Here is an 18,325-nt window from a genome sequence, read left to right on the forward strand (position 1 = left end):
TTTCGTGGAAGCAAAAAATTATTGTTCAGCGTTTTTTAGTTTTTTCGCTATTCTTTCACGTTCATTTTTATCTAGAATTTGTTTACGAAGGCGAATAGATTCTGGAGTGATTTCTAAATACTCATCATCATTTAAGAACTCTAATGCTTCTTCTAGTGTTAATAGACGTGGCTTTTTAATAACGTTTGTTGCATCTTTTGTCGCAGAACGAACATTCGTTTTTTGCTTCATTTTTGTTATGTTTACAGTGATATCATTATCACGTGTATTTTCACCAACAATCATACCTTCATAAATTTCAGTACCTGGCTCAACAAATAGTGTACCACGGTCCTCTACTTGCATCATACCATAAGTTGTCGATTTACCAGTTTCCATTGATACAAGAACACCTTGGTGACGTCCACCAATACGGCCTGGAATATATGGTTGGTAACAATCGAATGTATGGTTAATGATACCAAAACCTTTCGTCATAGACATGAATTCTGTTGTATATCCAATTAAACCACGTGCAGGAACAAGGAATGTTAAACGTACTTGGCCATTGCCATTGTTCACCATATCCAACATTTCACCTTTACGCGTACCAATCGATTCAATAACCGAACCTACATTTTCTTCTGGAACATCAATTTGTACACGTTCAAATGGTTCACATTTTACACCATCAATTTCACGAATGATAACTTGAGGTTTTGATACTTGTAGTTCAAAGCCTTCACGGCGCATATTTTCAATAAGAATTGATAAATGTAGCTCACCACGACCAGAAACTGTCCATGCATCTGGTGAATCTGTATCTTCTACACGAAGAGATACGTCCGTTTGAAGTTGTGAACGTAAACGCTCTTCTACTTTACGAGCAGTTACCCATTTCCCTTCACGACCTGCAAACGGTGAATTATTCACTAAGAAAGTCATTTGTAATGTTGGTTCGTCAATACGTAATGGTGTTAAAGCTTCTTGATGTTCCACCGGACATACTGTTTCCCCAACATTGATGTCTTCCATCCCTGAAACAGCAATTAAGTCACCAGCTTTTGCTGATTGGATTTCTTCACGTTTTAAACCAAAGAAACCAAATAGTTTCGTAACACGGAATTGTTTCACAGTCCCATCTAACTTCATTAAAGCAACTTGTTGTCCTACTTCAATTGTTCCGCGGAATACGCGTCCAATCCCAATACGACCAACATAATCATTGTAGTCAAGTAATGCCACTTGGAATTGTAATGGATCTGCTGAGTTGTCTACTGGTGCAGGAATTGCTTCAATTACCTTTTCAAATAGACATTGCATATTTTCTTCTTGTTTTGTTGGATCAGCATCAAGAGAAGCTGTACCGTTTACACCTGATGCATACACAACAGGGAAATCTAATTGATCATCATCAGCGCCTAGCTCGATAAATAATTCTAATACTTCATCTACTACTTCTAATGGGCGAGCTGAGTCTTTATCAACTTTGTTTACAACTACAATCGGTGTTAACTTTTGTTCCAACGCTTTTTTCAGTACAAAGCGTGTTTGCGGCATACAACCTTCATACGCATCGACAACTAGTAAAACGCCATCTACCATTTTTAAAATACGTTCTACCTCACCACCGAAGTCGGCGTGTCCAGGCGTATCAAGGATGTTAATACGAGTTCCGTTATAGTTTACTGCAGTATTTTTTGCTAAAATTGTAATACCACGTTCGCGTTCAATATCATTAGAGTCCATTGCACGTTCTTCAACATGTTCGTTTGAACGGAATGTACCTGATTGTTTTAATAGTTGGTCGACTAAAGTAGTTTTACCATGGTCAACGTGGGCGATAATTGCGATATTGCGAAGATCTTGACGTAAGTTTGTCATTATTCCACTCCATATTCTTTTTTCGAATGTTTAACTGTGATATTATAGCACAAGAAGGATAGAAATGTCCTTATTAGAATTTCCATCATTCTAAAAAAATATATTTGATCGACAAATTTTTAATATTGGAGGCTAGGCTATGAAGCGTGCAAAAATCGTAATGGCCATCTATGCATTGGCAGCTGTATTAGCAATGTGCTCTATTGGCTACTCTGTTGCAGCTAGTAATGTATTTGGTGTAATAGCTGGTATTGTGGCTACTTGTGTCATTTTCATGACAGCCTTTAAAATGAAGCGTAAACTACGTGCGCAAGGTTTACTTTAAAGAACATAAAAAGGAGCTGTCTAATAAATAGACGGCTCCTTTTTATTCATATGGCACTATATATTTTTCTAATAATTCTTTATGAATAGCGGGATTAGCAATAATGAATGTATCCTGATGAAGGAAATCAAAGCCTTCACCATGTAGATTTGTAGCAACTGCTCCAACTTCCTGAGCAATGATGGTCCCTCCTGCAATATCCCATGGTGCTAAACGCATAGAGACATAGGCATCTAATTTGCCACTTACAACAAATGCAATTTCCATTGCTGCGGAGCCATAGGACCGTGTACCTCGAACTTTACGAACCATATCAATCACTTTTTCATGGTGAATATGTCGGTTAGGTGCGACCCAATGTGCATTTATGCCAATGACTGACTCCTCCATTGTAACAGACTGTAGTTTACGCAATGGTGAATCATTATACCATGCCCCTTGCCCCTCGATGGCACTAAATAAATCCTCCCGCATGACATCAAATATGTAACCTAACTTTCCTAAGCCATTGACAAAAATACCGATAGAAATCATAAAATGACGATGCTGTTTAACAAAATTCATCGTTCCATCAATTGGATCAATAATCCAAACTACACCATCTAGTGATTTAACCTGTTCGCCCATTCCTTCTTCCCCTAGAATTTTGTGGGTTGGATCAAAAGCTTTAATTTGCTCAATAAAGAATAACTCCGTCTCTCGATCAATATTGGTAACGAGGTCATTTGCACCTGATTTTGTCTCAATTACTAGATTATACGAAAAAGCCTCCCGAATACGTCGCCCAGCTTCAAAAATAATATCTTTTGCAAATTTATCAATTTGTTGTAAATCCACTCATAACCCACCCTTCGAATATAAGAAAAGGCCTTCTATATTAATCGCTCCCGTATGTTTATGATACCTTTTCCCACTACTTCACAACTTTTGCTATATAAAACCTAGTACTACCTTATGATATAATTTCTATTTTACCCTTTGTCACAATAAAAATCACCTGCTGTCGGAATATTCAGCAAGTGATTTTTTAAATGGGTATTAGATTTTGATTACGCATAGGCGTGCAAACTTTCAAGTTCCATCTGAATTTCTGCCAGACGTTTTTTACTTTTTTCAATTTCCATATCATTTTTTTCATTCATTGCTGCAAAAAGCGAAGCTAATTCATAATCTAATTCTAATTGTAAAATGTGCTCATATTGCTTTTCAATGTCAACTTTACGTATAATTTTTACGAACGGTTTCATAAACAACACTTCCTTTTTTAAATTTTTCCACAAAAACTTTGCTCATTTGATAAAGTTCTTGTTATAAGATTTTTTCCCAAATTCAGCGTAAAATAAACCTTATAAAACGAAAGGAGTAAAATAAAATTGCCAAAAATAAAGTGGACAAACAAAGACTTTAAGGTTTTTACAATAGACGGTTTAGAACAGAGAATGGATGCTTTACATTTACATGTACGTCCAAAATTCAATCAGCTAGGTGAAGATTTTTCTGCTTATTTCTCTAGTCAATTAGGTGAAGAATTCTTCCCGCATGTGGCTAAACATGCTCGAAGAACTGTTAACCCTCCAAAAGATAGCTGGGTTGCCTTCGCACCTTATAAAAGAGGTTATAAATCATTGCCTCACTTTCAGATTGGTCTATGGCACACACATTTATTCATCGTCTTAGCTATTATTTATGAAGCGCCTCAAAAAAATGTTATGGCTGAGCGTTTACTAGCTCATAAATCTTTATTGGAACAGCTTCCAGATGATTTTATCGTGTCAGGAGATCATATGTCCCCTGAGGCAGTTTCTCTCGAATTGGCAAAAGAAGGCAAGCTTGAAGAACTTCTTATTCGCCTACGAGATGTCAAAAAGGGTGAATTCTTAATTGGCCGTCATATTGCAAAAGAACAAGCAACCAAATTAACAGCAAGCGAATTACATCAATTAATAGAGGACACATTTAACAGCTTACTTCCTCTTTACAACATTATTGTTGGAAAATAGGCTAACCTTATAAAGTTTTTTATTGATGTAGTTTATGCATTATGTCGTTTTTTAACACAAAAAAATAAAGAGTGGATGTGAGTTGATCTCACATCCACTTTTTTTAACGGCCATTTCTTGGGGTAACTTTTATAATCATTCCATCTTCGGCTTCCTTTGTTTGTTTTACGACTGGATAGCTAATGTAGCCGCTCGCCTCTTCAAATTCGCGAAAAATTGATTTTTCCTCCGCTTGAGAAGGAACAATCTCTTTAAAGCGTCGATATTTAGCGAGCATCACTTCACGCTTGATGCCCTTTTCATAAGCTTTCTCAATTCCCTCAAAGAATTGAATAACATCCACAATCTCCTCTGTGGACCAATCAGTTGAAAACGGATAAGAGTATTCCATTCGACAAAACCACCTTTACGTTATTGCCCCCATTTTAACCGTATACTTTCAGCTTCTGCAACCATTCGCTTAATAAGCTCATCAACGGTTGGGATATCGTGAATCATTCCAGTCACTTGTCCAGCCCAGCCAAAGCCCTGATTCTTATCACCATCGTAAATAAAGCGTTTATTTGCTGAACCACTTATATATTCTTTCAACGCCTCATATGTTGGTGTTTTTTCCTCAATTTCCAAAATCTTTGTAGTAAAGTCATTGCGTAATGCACGAGCTGGTGCACCAATTGAGCGCTTAATAATGGTTGTATCTGCCTCAGTACTTGCAACTAGTGCCTCTTTATAAGCCTGTGAAGCATCAACACACTCTCGTGTTGCTATAAAACGAGTGCCCATTTCAATGCCTTCAGCTCCCAATGCTTGAGCAGCCATCCAGCCGCGCCCATCGCCAATTCCGCCAGAAGCAATGACAGGAATACTTACACTGTCAACCACTTGGGGAACAAGAACCATTGTACCGACATCATCACGCCCCAGATGACCGCCACCCTCTTGACCCACAACCATTACAGCATCTGCTCCGAGCTGTTCAGCCTTTTGAGCTTGTCTACGAGCAGCTACAAGTACTAATTTTTTTATCGCTGTGCCTCCCAGCAAATTAAATATAGGCGCTGGATTTCCCCCCGTCATTGTAACAACTGGAACTTCTTCTTCGATTGCAACGCGCACCATATCCTCATAGCCTGTACCATGCATGCCAATCGCAAAATTTACGCCAAATGGTTTATCTGTTAATTTTCGTACCTTGTGGATCTCTGCTCGTAATAATTCAGGATCTCGTAAACTCATAGCCGTTATTTGCCCTAAACCACCAGCATTCGACACAGCTGCGGCTAAATCAGCATATGCTAAATAGGCTAATCCCCCTTGAATAATTGGGTATTTAACCTGTAAAAGATCCGTCACACGTGTATTCCAATTCATAGTACCTCCCCTTTCGTTCAATACTATTTTCTCGGTACCCAGAAAAAAATCCTTTTATTTTTTAGGAAAAGCCTATTTTTTCGTGTCGTTAGGTGCTATAATTCATTTGTTTTCTTAGATATTATAAAGTGAGGTGGTACCTGCGTTGTCACAATTAGAGACTCCATTGTTCGACGTATTACTAAAACATCGGAACAGACATCCCATTCAGTTCCATATTCCAGGCCATAAGAAAGGGCAAGGGATGGATCCTGCGTTCCGTGAATTCGTCGGCGACAACGTTTTATCAATTGATTTAATTAATATTGCTCCACTAGACGATTTACATTCACCAAAGGGTGCTATAAAAGAAGCGCAAAACTTAGCAGCTGAAGCCTTTGGTGCTGATCATACATTCTTTTCCGTTCAAGGTACTAGTGGCGCCATCATGACGATGATTCTGACCGTCGTCGGTCCAGGTGATAAAATTCTAGTGCCACGGAATGTTCATAAATCTATTATGTCGGCGATTGTATTCGCTGGTGCCATTCCAATTTTTATTCATCCTGAAGTTGACAGCGAATATGGGATTTCTCATGGCATATCCCCTGAAGCTGTTGAAAAAGCATTAAATGCTTACCCAGATACAAAGGCAGTACTTGTTATTAATCCAACATATTTTGGCTTTACAGCTGATTTAAAGCGTATTGTGGAGATTGCTCATGACCGTAATATTCCTGTAGTAGTAGATGAAGCACATGGTGTACACATAAAATTCCATGATGACCTTCCATATTCAGCTATGGAAGCAGGTGCTGACATGGCAGCAACAAGCGTTCATAAGCTTGGTGGCTCTATGACACAAACATCTATTTTAAACGTACGTGAGGGTCTTGTTTCTGCAAAACGTGTACAAGCTGTATTTTCTATGTTAACGACTACATCGACATCCTATCCATTACTTGCTTCACTTGACACAGCTCGACGTCAGCTAGCCATTCATGGATACGATTTAATTGACGATGCATTACGTTTAGCAAAGGATGCTCGTAAACGCATCAATCAGATACCACATTTAAAGTGTGCTGGCAAGGAAAAGTTACACTCTTCTGCAACTTATGATATGGATCCATTAAAACTTCTGATTAGTGTGAAAGATTTAGGTATTTCTGGTCATCGAGCTGAGGAATGGTTGCGTTATAATGCCAATATTGAAGTAGAATTGTCTGACCTTTATAATATCTTATGTTTAGTGACTTTAGGAGATACAAAAAAGGAAATTAATCTTTTAATAAATGCTTTAACTCGTATGTCAAAAGCATTTGATTCTGAAGCGGCTATAACAGAGGCTTTAGTAAATGTGCCGGAAATTCCAGCTCTTGCCATGTCTCCGCGTGATGCTTTTTATGCAGATACAGAAGTCGTTCCCCTTGCAGAAGCAGATAACTGTATTTGTGCAGAATTTATTATGGTGTATCCTCCTGGGATTCCTATTTTTATTCCCGGGGAAATAATTACTCAAGAAAATATTCATTATATTCAAATGAATATTGAAGCAGGTTTACCCGTTCAAGGACCAGAGGATACAACATTAAAAACAATCCGTGTTATCAAAGAACGTAAGCCAATTTTCTAAAAAATATAAGCTAGCTCTTCAATAAGAAGAGCTGGCTTTTATATTTAAAATGTGAGTATATTCTTTTTGTTGAACACAGCTAGAAAACATTCTCTTCATTTACAAAATAGCTATAATAGAATACTATCTGAAGTGTTTTTAAATTCATTTTCACAATGAATAATTGCTTCTAGAAATAACTATTTTTTTACAACAAAGAATTTGGTTCCATTCGTTTTTGAGACAGCTCCTTTTTCCACGATTCTATTATAAAAATAAATATACAAATAAAGGGCAGAAGAAGGCTCCGATAACAGCCGTTAAGCCCATTGATAATGAACCAACTGATAATTCCTGTTCCCCATATTCTCTTAATTTCACAAGACCTACCCCATGTGAGGCACTTCCTACTGCCACTCCCCTACTCACAGCAGAGTCGATTTTGCCATACTTAATGACTAGCGGTCCGATAATGGCCCCTACAAACCCTGCAATCATAACGAAAACAGCAGTTAAAGGTGGAATGCCTCCAATCGTTTCGCTCACCTGCATCCCAACAGGCGTTGTTAACGATTTAGGTAAGGCTGTCAGCATCCAGCTAGGTTCTACACCAATCCATTTTAGTAACACAAAAATTGTCACTAAGCCTGTTATCATGCCGATTAGAAGTCCTGATAAAATAGAATACTTATATTTCATAATAATTGCCCGTTGATTATAGAGAGGATATGCAAGTGCCACAACAGCAGGTCCAAGCATTTTCTGAAGCCATTCCCCACCTTGCATATAAGTTGAATATGGAATATCAAACACAAGTAAAACCACTGCACTGACAATCGTAGTCGTGACCAAAGGAATCATGATAGGATGGGGAAATCGTTGATAGAGCTTTGTAAATAAAATAAACATAATAATGGTGCTAAGGACAACTGTTACTTCAATCAACAGTTAATTCCCCCTTTCCTTCTTCCACAGGAGTCTTCGAGCTTTCTTTTTTGGCCAATTCTCTTTTCTCGATGAGTTGTGTCAGCAGTCCTGTTACATAAATAGAGATTAATGTACTAGCAATAACTGCTAAAATAATGAGCAGACCAGTGATTGACATGAGCTCTGGATAATCTATAACACCTACCGTTGCTGGAATGAAAAACAACGTTAAAATGCCAATTAAAAAACCTGCTCCATCTTGTATATATTCAACCTTAATAATTTTAAAATTGAGTGAAAGTGCTAATAAAAGTAATCCTATGACGCTTCCCGGAAGAGGTATGTGCAAATAAGAAACAATGCCAACCCCCATGTAATAGAAAATAGTAAGTATACCAATTTGCACAATAATCCGAACAACTCGTAACAACAACGCAGCAAAATTCCCGTTCAACATTTCGCCAGTTTTCACCCCCTATATCGTTCATTCTACATCTGTAGGAATTTTCTGTCTATTATAATTTTAGAAAAATAATAATCAAATACAGAAATATCCAAGCAATTCTATGAAACAGTATTCAAAGTCCTATTCTACAAGAACTTCATGATTTTACTTTTTATGATTATGACTTATCAATTTTTATATTGTGCCTATCCACTTCAAATTACTTTTTTAATGATCATCTAGCAAATTTCAAAATTTTTTTATATAATCGAAAATTACAAAAGATTACTCGTGTTATCAATAACTAAAATTTCCAAAACAAACACAAAGGGGGATTCACTATTATCTTTAAAACATTAACACTCCAAGCACGCTTTACCTATTACAGCAGTTTTTTAATTTTTATTATTGTCATTTTAGCAGGCATCCTCTTTTATATGACCATATCTGATGCATTGCAAACACAAATTGGGAACCGGGCACTATATTTGGCTGAAACAACGGCTAGCAGGGGGGATGTACTTAAAGCGTTTGATACAAATAATCCTTCCGAAAGTCTGCAAAAAATTAGCAAAGAGATTATGCTTGCTGCAAAAGCTACTTATGTTGTAATCGGAGATAAAAATGGCATACGCTACACCCATCCTATCGCTGACCGTATTGGTAAATCGATGGTCGGAGATGATAATGACCGAGCATTAATCAACGGTGAGTCTTATATTTCCATTGCAAATGGTTCAATGGGACAATCCATTCGTGGTAAAGCACCTATCTTAGACTCAAATGGATCGATTATTGGTGTTGTTTCAATTGGTTACTTAACTAGTGAATTAGATCGCTTATATTTTTTATATCTTGATAATATTTTTTATACAATGGTTATTGCCCTAGGCATCGGTATTATCGGCTCTATTTTTTTATCCCGAAACATTAAAAAGCAAATTTTTAATCTGGAGCCAAGTGAAATTGCCAGTCTATTAACAGAAAAAAATACTTTAATTGAATCAGTTCGTGAAGCTATTATTACGGTAAATCAGAAAGGTGAAATTACAACCCTAAATAATGCTGCCGCAAAAATCTTACATTTAACGGATTCAGCTTCTATCATTGGCGATAATATCGAACAGCATATACCAAACACACATCTGCTTAACGTATTAATGAAGGGTGAAAAACAACTTGATAAATTGATGATTGTTAACGGTCATGAAATTATTGTTAACCGTGTACCTATGAAGGTGAATGGTCAAGTTGTCGGCGCAGTTGCAAGTTTCCGATTACAATCAGAAATAGAGCAAATGGCTATCGAATTATCACAAGTAAAACAATATACAGAGGCTTTACGTGCCCAAACACATGAGTTTAATAATGTCCTTTACACAATATCCGGCCTTATTCAATTACATGCATCTGATGAAGCACTGTCTATTATTCATAAAGAGGTAGAAGGACATTCTTCTCTAACCCAATTTATAACAAAGCGTGTAAAAGACCCTTTTTTAAATGGTTTAATTATCGGATTTTTTAATCGTGCACGTGAATTAAAGATCAAGTTGGTTTTTGATGAGGATAGTTATTTAGAAACATTTCCTGAAAGCATAGAAAAAAGCTTAATTATTTCTATTATGGGAAATTTATTAACCAATGCTTTTGAAGAGGTTGAAAAAAACAAAGAGCGACAACCAATTATTAGGCTTTTTATATTTGATAATGGAGAGGAAATCATCTTTGAGGTCGAGGACTCTGGACAAGGTTTAGCACAAGAAAAACTAGACGTACTATTTTCAGAAAATATTTCTACGAAAGATAGTAAACATCGAGGCTATGGATTAAGGAAAGTCATTTCCAGTATCCATGATTTAAACGGTACTCTTGCTCTTGAAGAAGGAGATTTAGGAGGTGCCCTATTTATCGTATCTATTAGCAAAAGGGGGACTATGATCCATGAACAATATTGAAGTGCTAGTAATTGAAGATGATGTACGTGTAGCAGATGTACATTGTCGTTTTTTAGAAAAAATTGAAGGCTTTACAGTAATTGCACGGGCAAGCACGGGAGAAGAAGCTTTAGATTGGCTTGAATCATTTTCACCACACCTTATATTACTCGATGTCTTTTTGCCAGATATACTGGGAGTAGATTTAATTGATAAAATCCAAGAAGTGAGCCCAACAAGTAGTATTATTTTGATTACCGCAGCTACAGAGGCACATATAGTACAGAAAGCTTATCGGAAAAATGTTACTGATTACATTTTAAAGCCATTTACATTCGAACAGCTAAAAGAGAGTATAGAAAAATTCCGTTACAAGTATCTATTGCTGAAAAATAATGAGAAATTTACACAAGAAAAAATTCAATATCTTTGGCCAAAAGCAGGTTCATCCACCCCTATAGAAACACCGTTATTATTACCAAAAGGGATAGATCCAACAACAATGAATCATGTTATCAACCATTTAAGCATAATGGAGAATGGTAGTACAGCTGAGCTATTGGGAAAGAATATCGGTGTCAGCCGTTCCACCGCTCGTCGTTATTTAGAATTTTTAGTTACACAAAAGCAGGTCTATACCGAACTGACTTATGGCACAGTTGGGCGTCCTGAGCGACGATACTTTATTTCCACATAAACTTTATGAACAAAATGCTGTTAATTCACATTATTATCACAATATTCCTAAAATTAAGAAGTAAGTTATAGTATGGGTAGCGCTAAATTGATAGCGCTACCATTTTATTTTTAAGGGGGATTTTTATGTGGAGGAACATTTCTAAAATAATGGCAGCAGGCTTATTATTTACTAGTTTAGTTGGCTGTTCAGCATCAACTGGAGAAAAAACAGAGGGAAAGAATGCCAATGATTATCCGAAAAGTAATATTACCATTGTTGCTCCATCAGGTGCTGGTGGTGGCTGGGATTTAACAGCTCGTGCAGTGGCAAAAACAATGAGTGACACAGGGTTAATTGATAAGGCCATTCAAGTTGAGAACAAGCCAGGTGGTGGTGGTGCTGCCTTCATGGCAACATTTGCTACAAAGGACGCCAATAATGATTATATGTTAATGGTTAAATCACCACCAATCCTTATAAATCATGAAAAGGCTGAAGGAAATAGTAAATTTGGCTATAAGGATACTACACCTTTAGCTCAATTAACACGGGACTATGGCGCGATCGTTGTTAAAAAGGATTCTCCTTTCCAAACGCTTGAAGATGTATTAAATGCTATGAAAACTTCACCAAAAGATGTCACATTAGCAGGTGGTTCTGCACCGGGCTCGATGGATCACCTAGTAGGAATTATTCCGGCTTATAAAGTGGGAATTGACTTAAAAACAATTAAATATGTTTCTTATGATGGTGGTGGTGAGGCGGTTACAGCATTATTAGGTGGCAATGCTGATGTTATTGCAACAGATGCCTCCACAATTGCTACTTATGTTAAATCCGGAGATGTTCGTGTATTAGCTGTCAGTTCCTCTGAACGCTTAGAAGGTGAGCTAGCAGAAGTTCCTACATTTAAAGAGGCTGGTATTGATGAGGAATTTACAATTTGGCGTGGTATCTTTGGTCCAAAAAATATGAGTAAAGATGCGATTGCCTATTGGTCTGAAAAATTACATGCAATGTCTGAATCAAAAGAATGGCAAGCTGAGGTGACCCGTAATGGTTGGCAAGCAGAATATCGTAATGCACAAGATTTTACAGCTTATCTAGACAATCAAAATAAAATAATCATTGAACTACTAACAGCTCTTGGTATGCAAAAATAACGAGTCGTTTTTTAAAAAAGACACAAGTATTTCCATTAAATATAGAACTACTTGTGTGACTTTATTCTATTTTCAATGGAGGTGTAAAACGGTTGAGCTATACATTTGATAAAACATTTAGCATTATCCTCTTAACACTTAGCATTTTGTTTATTTTTCAAGCAACTCAGATTTCTGATAGTGCTTATGGATCTACAGTTGGGCCCAAAATTTTTCCATTAGGTTTAGGTATTATTTTAGGTTTATTAAGTCTTCAATTATTTTATGAATCATGGAAAAAAGCTGTGAGAGAGCGAGTCACAGGAGGACCAACTACTTCTTCTAAAATATCTTCAACAGAACTCAAAAAGTTCTTAATTATTTTAGGTAGCGCTCTTGCGTATGTATTTTTCCTTGAAAAAATTGGCTATATGATAACAACATTTTTATTTTTGTGTATCAGTTTCCAAACAATGGAACGTACTAAACTTATTTATTCAATTATTATTGCAGCTGGATTTTCACTAGGCATCTATTATTTATTTACAAGTTTACTAGGTGGATCATTGCCTAGTTTCCCAATTTTCTAGTACAGGAGTGAATATATGTCGACATTGCAATTTTTAGCTGATGGATTTGCAGTTGCCCTTCAATGGCAAAACCTTTTATTCGCTCTTGTGGGTGTCATAATTGGTACAGCAGTTGGTGTACTTCCAGGTATAGGTCCAATGAGTGGAGTTGCATTATTAATACCCGTTACAGCAACCATTACAGCTGGACTACCTACTGAGGCTGCCGCTACAAGCTCAATTATTTTACTTGCAGGAGTATACTACGGGGCCATGTATGGTGGATCAACAACCTCCATTCTATTAAACACGCCTGGTGAATCGTCATCAGTTGTGACAACATTGGATGGCTATCAAATGGCTAAACAAGGCCGTGCAGGAAGTGCTCTTTCGATCGCGGCCATTGGCTCATTTTGTGCGGGTGTTGTAGCACTACTAGGTCTGATATTATTGGCTAATCCATTGTCAAAATTAGCACTTAAATTTGGACCCGCAGAATACTTTTCTTTGATGTTATTAGGACTTGCAGCAGTTAGTGGCCTAGCAGGACGTTCTATTACCAAAGCTTTAATTATGACTGTTTTAGGGCTTATGCTTGGGACAGTTGGTATTGATGCCGTATCAGGTATCGAACGTTTTACATTTGGTCAGCCAATGTTGTTCTCTGGCATTGAATTTTTAACCATCGCTGTTGGTTTATTTGCATTAGGCGAAGTATTTAAAACCATTCTTGAAAAAGAAGAAGAGGATGGTCAATTAGCCAAAATTAATCGTGTATTCCCAACAAAGCAAGATTTAAAGGATAGTGCTGTTCCTATTGCTCGCGGCTCCTTATTAGGCTTTTTCATCGGCGTATTACCCGGCGCAGGCGCAACACTTGCCTCATTCTTTTCTTATATTACCGAGAAAAAATTCAGTAAAACACCCGAGCAATTCGGAAAAGGTCATATTGCGGGTGTAGCTGGGCCAGAATCAGCGAACAATGCTGCATCAGGCGGTGCAATGATCCCATTACTAACTTTAGGAATTCCTGGCTCAGGTACTACTGCAATTTTAATGGGTGCACTTATTATGTATAATATTCAGCCAGGTCCATTATTATTTGATGAGCATCCTCAAGTTGCTTGGGGATTAATTGCCAGTATGTTCATTGGAAATTTAATGTTACTAGCATTGAATATGCCTTTAGTCCGCATTTTTGCCAAAATCATCGAAACACCTAAAAAATATTTATTGCCTATTATTATTGCCATTTCAATTTTTGGCGTTTATGCTGTACAATTTGCCACGTTTGATTTATTTTTATTAGTAGCTTGTGGGGTACTTGGTTATCTATTTGCTAAATATGATTATCCAGTAGCTCCATTAGTACTTGCTTTAGTACTAGGGCCGATGATTGAAAATAATATGCGCCGTGCATTAACCATTTCGAATGGAGACTTTTCTATTTTTATAACAAAGCCTTTATCATTACTATTTTTAGTGATTGCCATTTCCTGGTTACTTATACCACTGATTATGAAAATACGTGGTAAAAATGTGGTTATTAATGAAGAAGGATAAATATTCTTAAAAATCCACTATACTTCTATTAGTATAGTGGATTTTTACTAGTCTATAATGCGTGACCAGAGCCACCATCAATATTAACAGCTGTTCCTGTAACATAGCTCGCTGCATCAGATACTAGGAAAGTGATAACATTTGCTGCTTCTTGCGTATCACCTACACGACCAAGCGGAATTGCTTGCCCCACTTTACGAGAATATTCTTCCCACGATAAATTAGGTTCTTCCTTTTTCCATTTCTTTTCGATTTGATCACTACGAATAAGTCCTATACATACAGAATTTACACGAATATTGTCCTTCCCTAAATCCTTGCTCATCGCTTTTGTCAAGGCAAGCCCCGCAGCACGGCTTACAGTAGTTGGAAGTGAGCTTGCAGGTGGCGTTTTAGCCATCACGGCAGTCACATTAACGATGGCACCGCCCCCAGCCTTTCGCATATATGGAGCAGCATATTTTGAACAATGAATAGCTCCAAATACCTTTAAATCTAAATCTGCCTGCCACAGCTCACTACTCACCGATTCGAAGGGATTCGCTGAAGCTGTACCTGCATTATTAATAAGAATATCAACACGTCCATAATGTTCGACGGTACGCTCGATTAGATACTTACAATCTTTTTCTTTTGTAATATCAGTTGGAACAATTAAAACATCTACGCCTGTTTCATTTTTTATGCATCCAGCAGCCACTTGCAGTTGTTTTTCACCACGAGCGCAAAGTACAACCTGTGCACCCTCTTTAACAAGCTGCATGGCTGTATAATAGCCAATTCCTTTACTTGACCCTGTTATAATTGCTACTTTCCCCGTTAAATTAAGCTCCATTAATAAATCCTCCCTTACTTTCTACAATGCTATCATTATAGCATTTATCGACTATTCAGAATAATCAAAGGAGCTTGTAAATGATAGAAATACGATTTGAAAGCTATAATGACGGAATATTTTCTGTGAGAAGCTACTTATCATTGTCATTAAAGCCTGTTAGGGGAAAAGGATTATATAAAAATTTAATTGTTCATATAAAATAAAATATTGGCTAAAAAAGAGTGTAGATAAGCGAATGACCCCGCTTTATCTACACTCTTTTATTCAAATTATTTTTTAGCTACAATGTGGATTGGGTTGCCAAGTAATACTTCAGCAGTTTCCATTGTAATTTCACCTAATGTTGGGTGAGCGTGAATTGTTAATGCGATATCCTCAGCAGTCATGCCGCCTTCAATCGCTAAGCCCATTTCAGCGATCATATCAGATGCACCAGCACCTACGATTTGAGCACCAATTAATAAGCCATCCTCTTTACGAGCAACAAGTTTCACGAAACCTTCTGATTGGTTTAATGCAAGAGCACGACCATTTGCTGCGAATGGGAATTTCGCTGCAGTATATTCGATGCCTTCAGCTTTTGCTTGTTCTTCGTTGTAACCAACTGTCGCCATTTCTGGATCTGTGAAACATACCGCTGGAACAGCAAGATAATCAACTACTGATTTTTCACCCGCAATTGCTTCAGCAGCAACTTTACCTTCGTAAGATGCTTTATGTGCAAGTTGTGGACCAGCTACGATATCACCGATTGCATAGATGTTTGGAATATTTGTACGACATTGTTTGTCAACATTGATTAGACCACGTTCACCGAATTCAACTCCGATTTCAGCAAGTCCCATTTCATCTGTATTTGGACGACGTCCTACAGTAACTAACACGTAATCAGCTTCAACTTTTTTCTCTTCTCCGCCAACTTCATAAGTTACTACTACGCCGTTTTCAGTTTCTTCTACGCCTTTTGCAGATGCGTTAACTTCAATTTCAACGCCTTTCTTTTTAAGGCCTTTTTTCACGATTTGTGTCATTTGTTTTTCGAAGCCAGCTAAAATATCTTTTCCGCCTTCGATAATTGTTACTTGAGAGCCAAGGTTTGCATAAGCTGATCCTAGCTCAGTACCAATATAACCGCCACCGATAACAACTAATTTACCAGGTACTTCTTGTAAAGAAAGTGCACCAGTAGAATTTAATACGCGATCAGTGAATTTGAATGTTGGAATTTCAACTGGACGAGAACCTGTTGCAATAATGACATTGTTAAATGTGTAAGTTTGAGCAGATTCACCATTGATGATACGCACTGAATGAGCGTCAACGAAATAAGCTTCACCTTGTACAATTTCAACTTTGTTACCTTTAAGTAAGCCTTCAACACCGCCAGTTAATTTCTTAACAACGCTGTCTTTAAATGCTTGTGCTTTTGAGAAGTCTAATTTCACATCAGAAGCGATGATTCCCATGTCATCTGAATGTTTAGCTTGCTCAAAACGGTGACCTACTGAAATTAATGCTTTTGATGGGATACAACCTACGTTTAAGCACACTCCACCAAGTACATTTTTTTCAACGATTGTTACTTTTTGGCCAGTTTGAGCTGCACGAATTGCTGCTACATATCCTCCAGGACCTGAACCAATGACAAGAGTATCTGTTTCGATTGGGAAATCTCCTACTACCATTTTTGTTACGCCTCCATTAATAATAATTCTGGCTCACTTAACAAACGCTTTAAGTGATTTAAAGCATTTTGCGCAGTGGCTCCATCGATCATACGATGATCAAAGCTCAATGATAATGCTAACACAGGTGCGGCTACAATTTCACCATTTTTTATTACAGGTTTTTCTGAAATTCGACCAATACCTAGAATTGCTACTTCAGGATGGTTAATAACTGGTGTAAACCATTGTCCTCCTGCAGAACCAATATTCGTAATGGACATGGATGCACCTTTCATTTCATGTGGTGCTAGCTTTCCTTCACGGGCTTTTGTCGCTAATTCATTAATTTCATTAGACACTGCAAATACAGATTTACGATCTGCATGCTTAATAACTGGTACTAGTAAGCCTCTTTCAGTATCTGCTGCAATACCAATGTTATAGTAATGCTTTTGGATAATTTCTTGTGTTGCATCATCTAAAGAGCGATTAAATTCTGGGAACTCGCGTAAAGTTGAAATAAGTGCTTTCACTACATATGGTAAGTATGTTAATTTAACACCTTTTTCGGCAGCGATATCTTTGAATTTTTTACGATGTGCTACAAGAGCTGTTACATCGACTTCATCCATTAGTGTAACATGAGGAGCCGTTTGTTTCGAGTGTACCATTGCTTTAGCAATCGCTTTTCGAATACCTGACATTTTTTCACGAGTTTCTGGGAAATCCCCCTCAAGAACTACTGGAGCTGCTGGTGTAGACGTTTCTTGTTGAACTGTTTCTTCTGATGTTTCGATATTTGCAGTTTCAGCCTCTACAGTGCCGCCACCTTCTAAGAAGTTTTCAATATCTTCTTTAAGGATTCGACCGTTTTTGCCTGTACCCTTTACTTCACGAATATTTACATCGTTATCACGTGCAAATTTACGTACAGAAGGCATCGCGATCACACGTTTTGTTTCATCAACTACTGTCTCCACTTTTTCTGGCGCTTTTTCAGGGGCTTTTTCTGGTGCCTTTTCCTCTTTAGCAGGAGCTTTTTCTACGTTCTGACCAGATTCAGCAGTTGCTTGAACTTGTGCCTCTGTTTTCGCTTCGGCATGATCGTCACCTTTTAGCTTTAAGTCTTCATAGCCAGGTGCGTCTAATCGGATTAAAACATCGCCAACTACGGCAACTGTCCCTTCTCCTACTAAAACTTCCTCTACTGTTCCTTCAACTGGTGAAGGGATTTCTACTACTGCTTTATCATTTTGTACTTCACAAAGAATATCGTCTTCTTTTACTGTATCTCCAGCTTTAACGAACCATTTCACAATCTCGCCTTCGTGAATACCCTCGCCAATATCCGGTAATCTGAATTCAAATGCCATGTGTACCCATCCTTTCTATTTACTGTTGTTCA

At 37.5% G+C, this 18,325-nt stretch carries 18 protein-coding genes; 8 read left to right on the forward strand and 10 right to left on the reverse strand.

Annotated elements, in window-relative coordinates; all coding sequences use genetic code 11:
* Positions 1-18: 18 nt before the first annotated feature.
* Complete coding sequence (gene typA, locus JIN86_RS16205; protein ID WP_004224771.1) at positions 19-1,863, reverse strand: translational GTPase TypA; 1,845 nt, start codon at positions 1,861-1,863, stop codon at positions 19-21.
* Between the two features lie 139 nt (positions 1,864-2,002).
* Here typA and JIN86_RS16210 point away from each other — a divergent pair, with 139 nt between their 5' ends.
* The gene (locus JIN86_RS16210; protein WP_202342382.1) at positions 2,003-2,188 is read left to right on the forward strand and encodes a DUF5325 family protein; all 186 of its coding nucleotides are present in this window, start codon (positions 2,003-2,005) and stop codon (positions 2,186-2,188) included.
* A 42-nt stretch (positions 2,189-2,230) separates the two neighbouring features.
* On the opposite strand, the gene JIN86_RS16215 is transcribed toward JIN86_RS16210, so the two are convergent.
* Both JIN86_RS16215 and JIN86_RS16220 read right to left on the reverse strand, forming a co-directional pair.
* Positions 2,231-3,025, reverse strand: coding sequence for an inositol monophosphatase family protein (locus JIN86_RS16215; protein ID WP_202342383.1), 795 nt, complete (start codon positions 3,023-3,025; stop codon positions 2,231-2,233).
* Positions 3,026-3,237: 212 nt separating this feature from the next.
* The gene (locus JIN86_RS16220; RefSeq protein ID WP_004224768.1) at positions 3,238-3,435 is read right to left on the reverse strand and encodes a hypothetical protein; all 198 of its coding nucleotides are present in this window, start codon (positions 3,433-3,435) and stop codon (positions 3,238-3,240) included.
* Between the two features lie 126 nt (positions 3,436-3,561).
* On the opposite strand from JIN86_RS16220, the gene JIN86_RS16225 reads away from it, so the two are divergent.
* Positions 3,562-4,188: a YktB family protein gene (locus JIN86_RS16225; RefSeq protein ID WP_202342384.1), complete on the forward strand. Its 627-nt coding sequence runs from the start codon at positions 3,562-3,564 to the stop codon at positions 4,186-4,188.
* Positions 4,189-4,291: 103 nt separating this feature from the next.
* Here JIN86_RS16225 and JIN86_RS16230 read toward each other — a convergent pair whose 3' ends face one another.
* Both JIN86_RS16230 and JIN86_RS16235 read right to left on the reverse strand, forming a co-directional pair.
* Complete coding sequence (locus tag JIN86_RS16230; protein ID WP_004224766.1) at positions 4,292-4,579, reverse strand: UPF0223 family protein; 288 nt, start codon at positions 4,577-4,579, stop codon at positions 4,292-4,294.
* Between the two features lie 20 nt (positions 4,580-4,599).
* Complete coding sequence (locus JIN86_RS16235; RefSeq protein WP_004224765.1) at positions 4,600-5,559, reverse strand: NAD(P)H-dependent flavin oxidoreductase; 960 nt, start codon at positions 5,557-5,559, stop codon at positions 4,600-4,602.
* Between the two features lie 145 nt (positions 5,560-5,704).
* Here JIN86_RS16235 and JIN86_RS16240 point away from each other — a divergent pair, with 145 nt between their 5' ends.
* Positions 5,705-7,174, forward strand: coding sequence for an aminotransferase class I/II-fold pyridoxal phosphate-dependent enzyme (locus tag JIN86_RS16240; RefSeq protein WP_004224764.1), 1,470 nt, complete (start codon positions 5,705-5,707; stop codon positions 7,172-7,174).
* 246 nt (positions 7,175-7,420) lie between these two features.
* Here the strand turns inward: JIN86_RS16240 and JIN86_RS16245 are convergent, their stop codons facing one another.
* Together JIN86_RS16245 and JIN86_RS16250 are read right to left on the reverse strand one after the other, a co-directional pair.
* Positions 7,421-8,098 (reverse strand): LrgB family protein, encoded by a 678-nt coding sequence (locus JIN86_RS16245; protein WP_004224753.1) that lies wholly within the window; start codon positions 8,096-8,098, stop codon positions 7,421-7,423.
* Positions 8,091-8,537 (reverse strand): CidA/LrgA family protein, encoded by a 447-nt coding sequence (locus tag JIN86_RS16250; protein WP_004224751.1) that lies wholly within the window; start codon positions 8,535-8,537, stop codon positions 8,091-8,093. The genes JIN86_RS16245 and JIN86_RS16250 overlap by 8 nt, the downstream gene beginning before the upstream one ends.
* A 425-nt stretch (positions 8,538-8,962) precedes the next feature.
* Between JIN86_RS16250 and JIN86_RS16255 the strand changes: the two genes are divergently transcribed.
* The 5 genes from JIN86_RS16255 to JIN86_RS16275 all read left to right on the forward strand — a co-directional run bounded on the left by JIN86_RS16255 (position 8,963) and on the right by JIN86_RS16275 (position 14,415).
* Positions 8,963-10,483 carry an ATP-binding protein gene (locus tag JIN86_RS16255; protein ID WP_202342385.1) on the forward strand — a complete coding sequence of 507 codons (1,521 nt, stop codon included), beginning with the start codon at positions 8,963-8,965 and terminating at the stop codon, positions 10,481-10,483.
* On the forward strand, positions 10,470-11,159 hold the full coding sequence (locus tag JIN86_RS16260; protein WP_004224748.1) for a response regulator: 690 nt from the start codon (positions 10,470-10,472) through the stop codon (positions 11,157-11,159). Before JIN86_RS16255 ends, JIN86_RS16260 begins: the two co-directional genes overlap by 14 nt.
* Positions 11,160-11,284: 125 nt before the next feature.
* Entirely contained in the window at positions 11,285-12,304 is a 1,020-nt protein-coding gene (locus JIN86_RS16265; RefSeq protein ID WP_004224746.1) for a Bug family tripartite tricarboxylate transporter substrate binding protein, read from the forward strand.
* Between the two features lie 92 nt (positions 12,305-12,396).
* On the forward strand, positions 12,397-12,873 hold the full coding sequence (locus JIN86_RS16270; protein ID WP_004224745.1) for a tripartite tricarboxylate transporter TctB family protein: 477 nt from the start codon (positions 12,397-12,399) through the stop codon (positions 12,871-12,873).
* A 15-nt stretch (positions 12,874-12,888) separates the two neighbouring features.
* Positions 12,889-14,415, forward strand: a complete 1,527-nt coding sequence (locus JIN86_RS16275) for a tripartite tricarboxylate transporter permease (protein ID WP_202342386.1) — start codon at positions 12,889-12,891, stop codon at positions 14,413-14,415.
* A 52-nt stretch (positions 14,416-14,467) separates the two neighbouring features.
* Here JIN86_RS16275 and JIN86_RS16280 read toward each other — a convergent pair whose 3' ends face one another.
* The 3 genes from JIN86_RS16280 to JIN86_RS16290 form a co-directional block, all read right to left on the reverse strand.
* The gene (locus JIN86_RS16280) at positions 14,468-15,250 is read right to left on the reverse strand and encodes an SDR family NAD(P)-dependent oxidoreductase (protein ID WP_004224740.1); all 783 of its coding nucleotides are present in this window, start codon (positions 15,248-15,250) and stop codon (positions 14,468-14,470) included.
* 272 nt (positions 15,251-15,522) lie between these two features.
* On the reverse strand, positions 15,523-16,938 hold the full coding sequence (gene lpdA / locus JIN86_RS16285; RefSeq protein ID WP_004224738.1) for a dihydrolipoyl dehydrogenase: 1,416 nt from the start codon (positions 16,936-16,938) through the stop codon (positions 15,523-15,525).
* Between the two features lie 5 nt (positions 16,939-16,943).
* Entirely contained in the window at positions 16,944-18,293 is a 1,350-nt protein-coding gene (locus JIN86_RS16290) for a dihydrolipoamide acetyltransferase family protein (RefSeq protein ID WP_004224736.1), read from the reverse strand.
* Positions 18,294-18,325: the final 32 nt, after the last annotated feature.

Origin of the sequence: Lysinibacillus sp. HST-98 (genome assembly GCF_016757845.1) — a bacterium.
GTDB lineage: Bacteria > Bacillota > Bacilli > Bacillales_A > Planococcaceae > Lysinibacillus > Lysinibacillus capsici.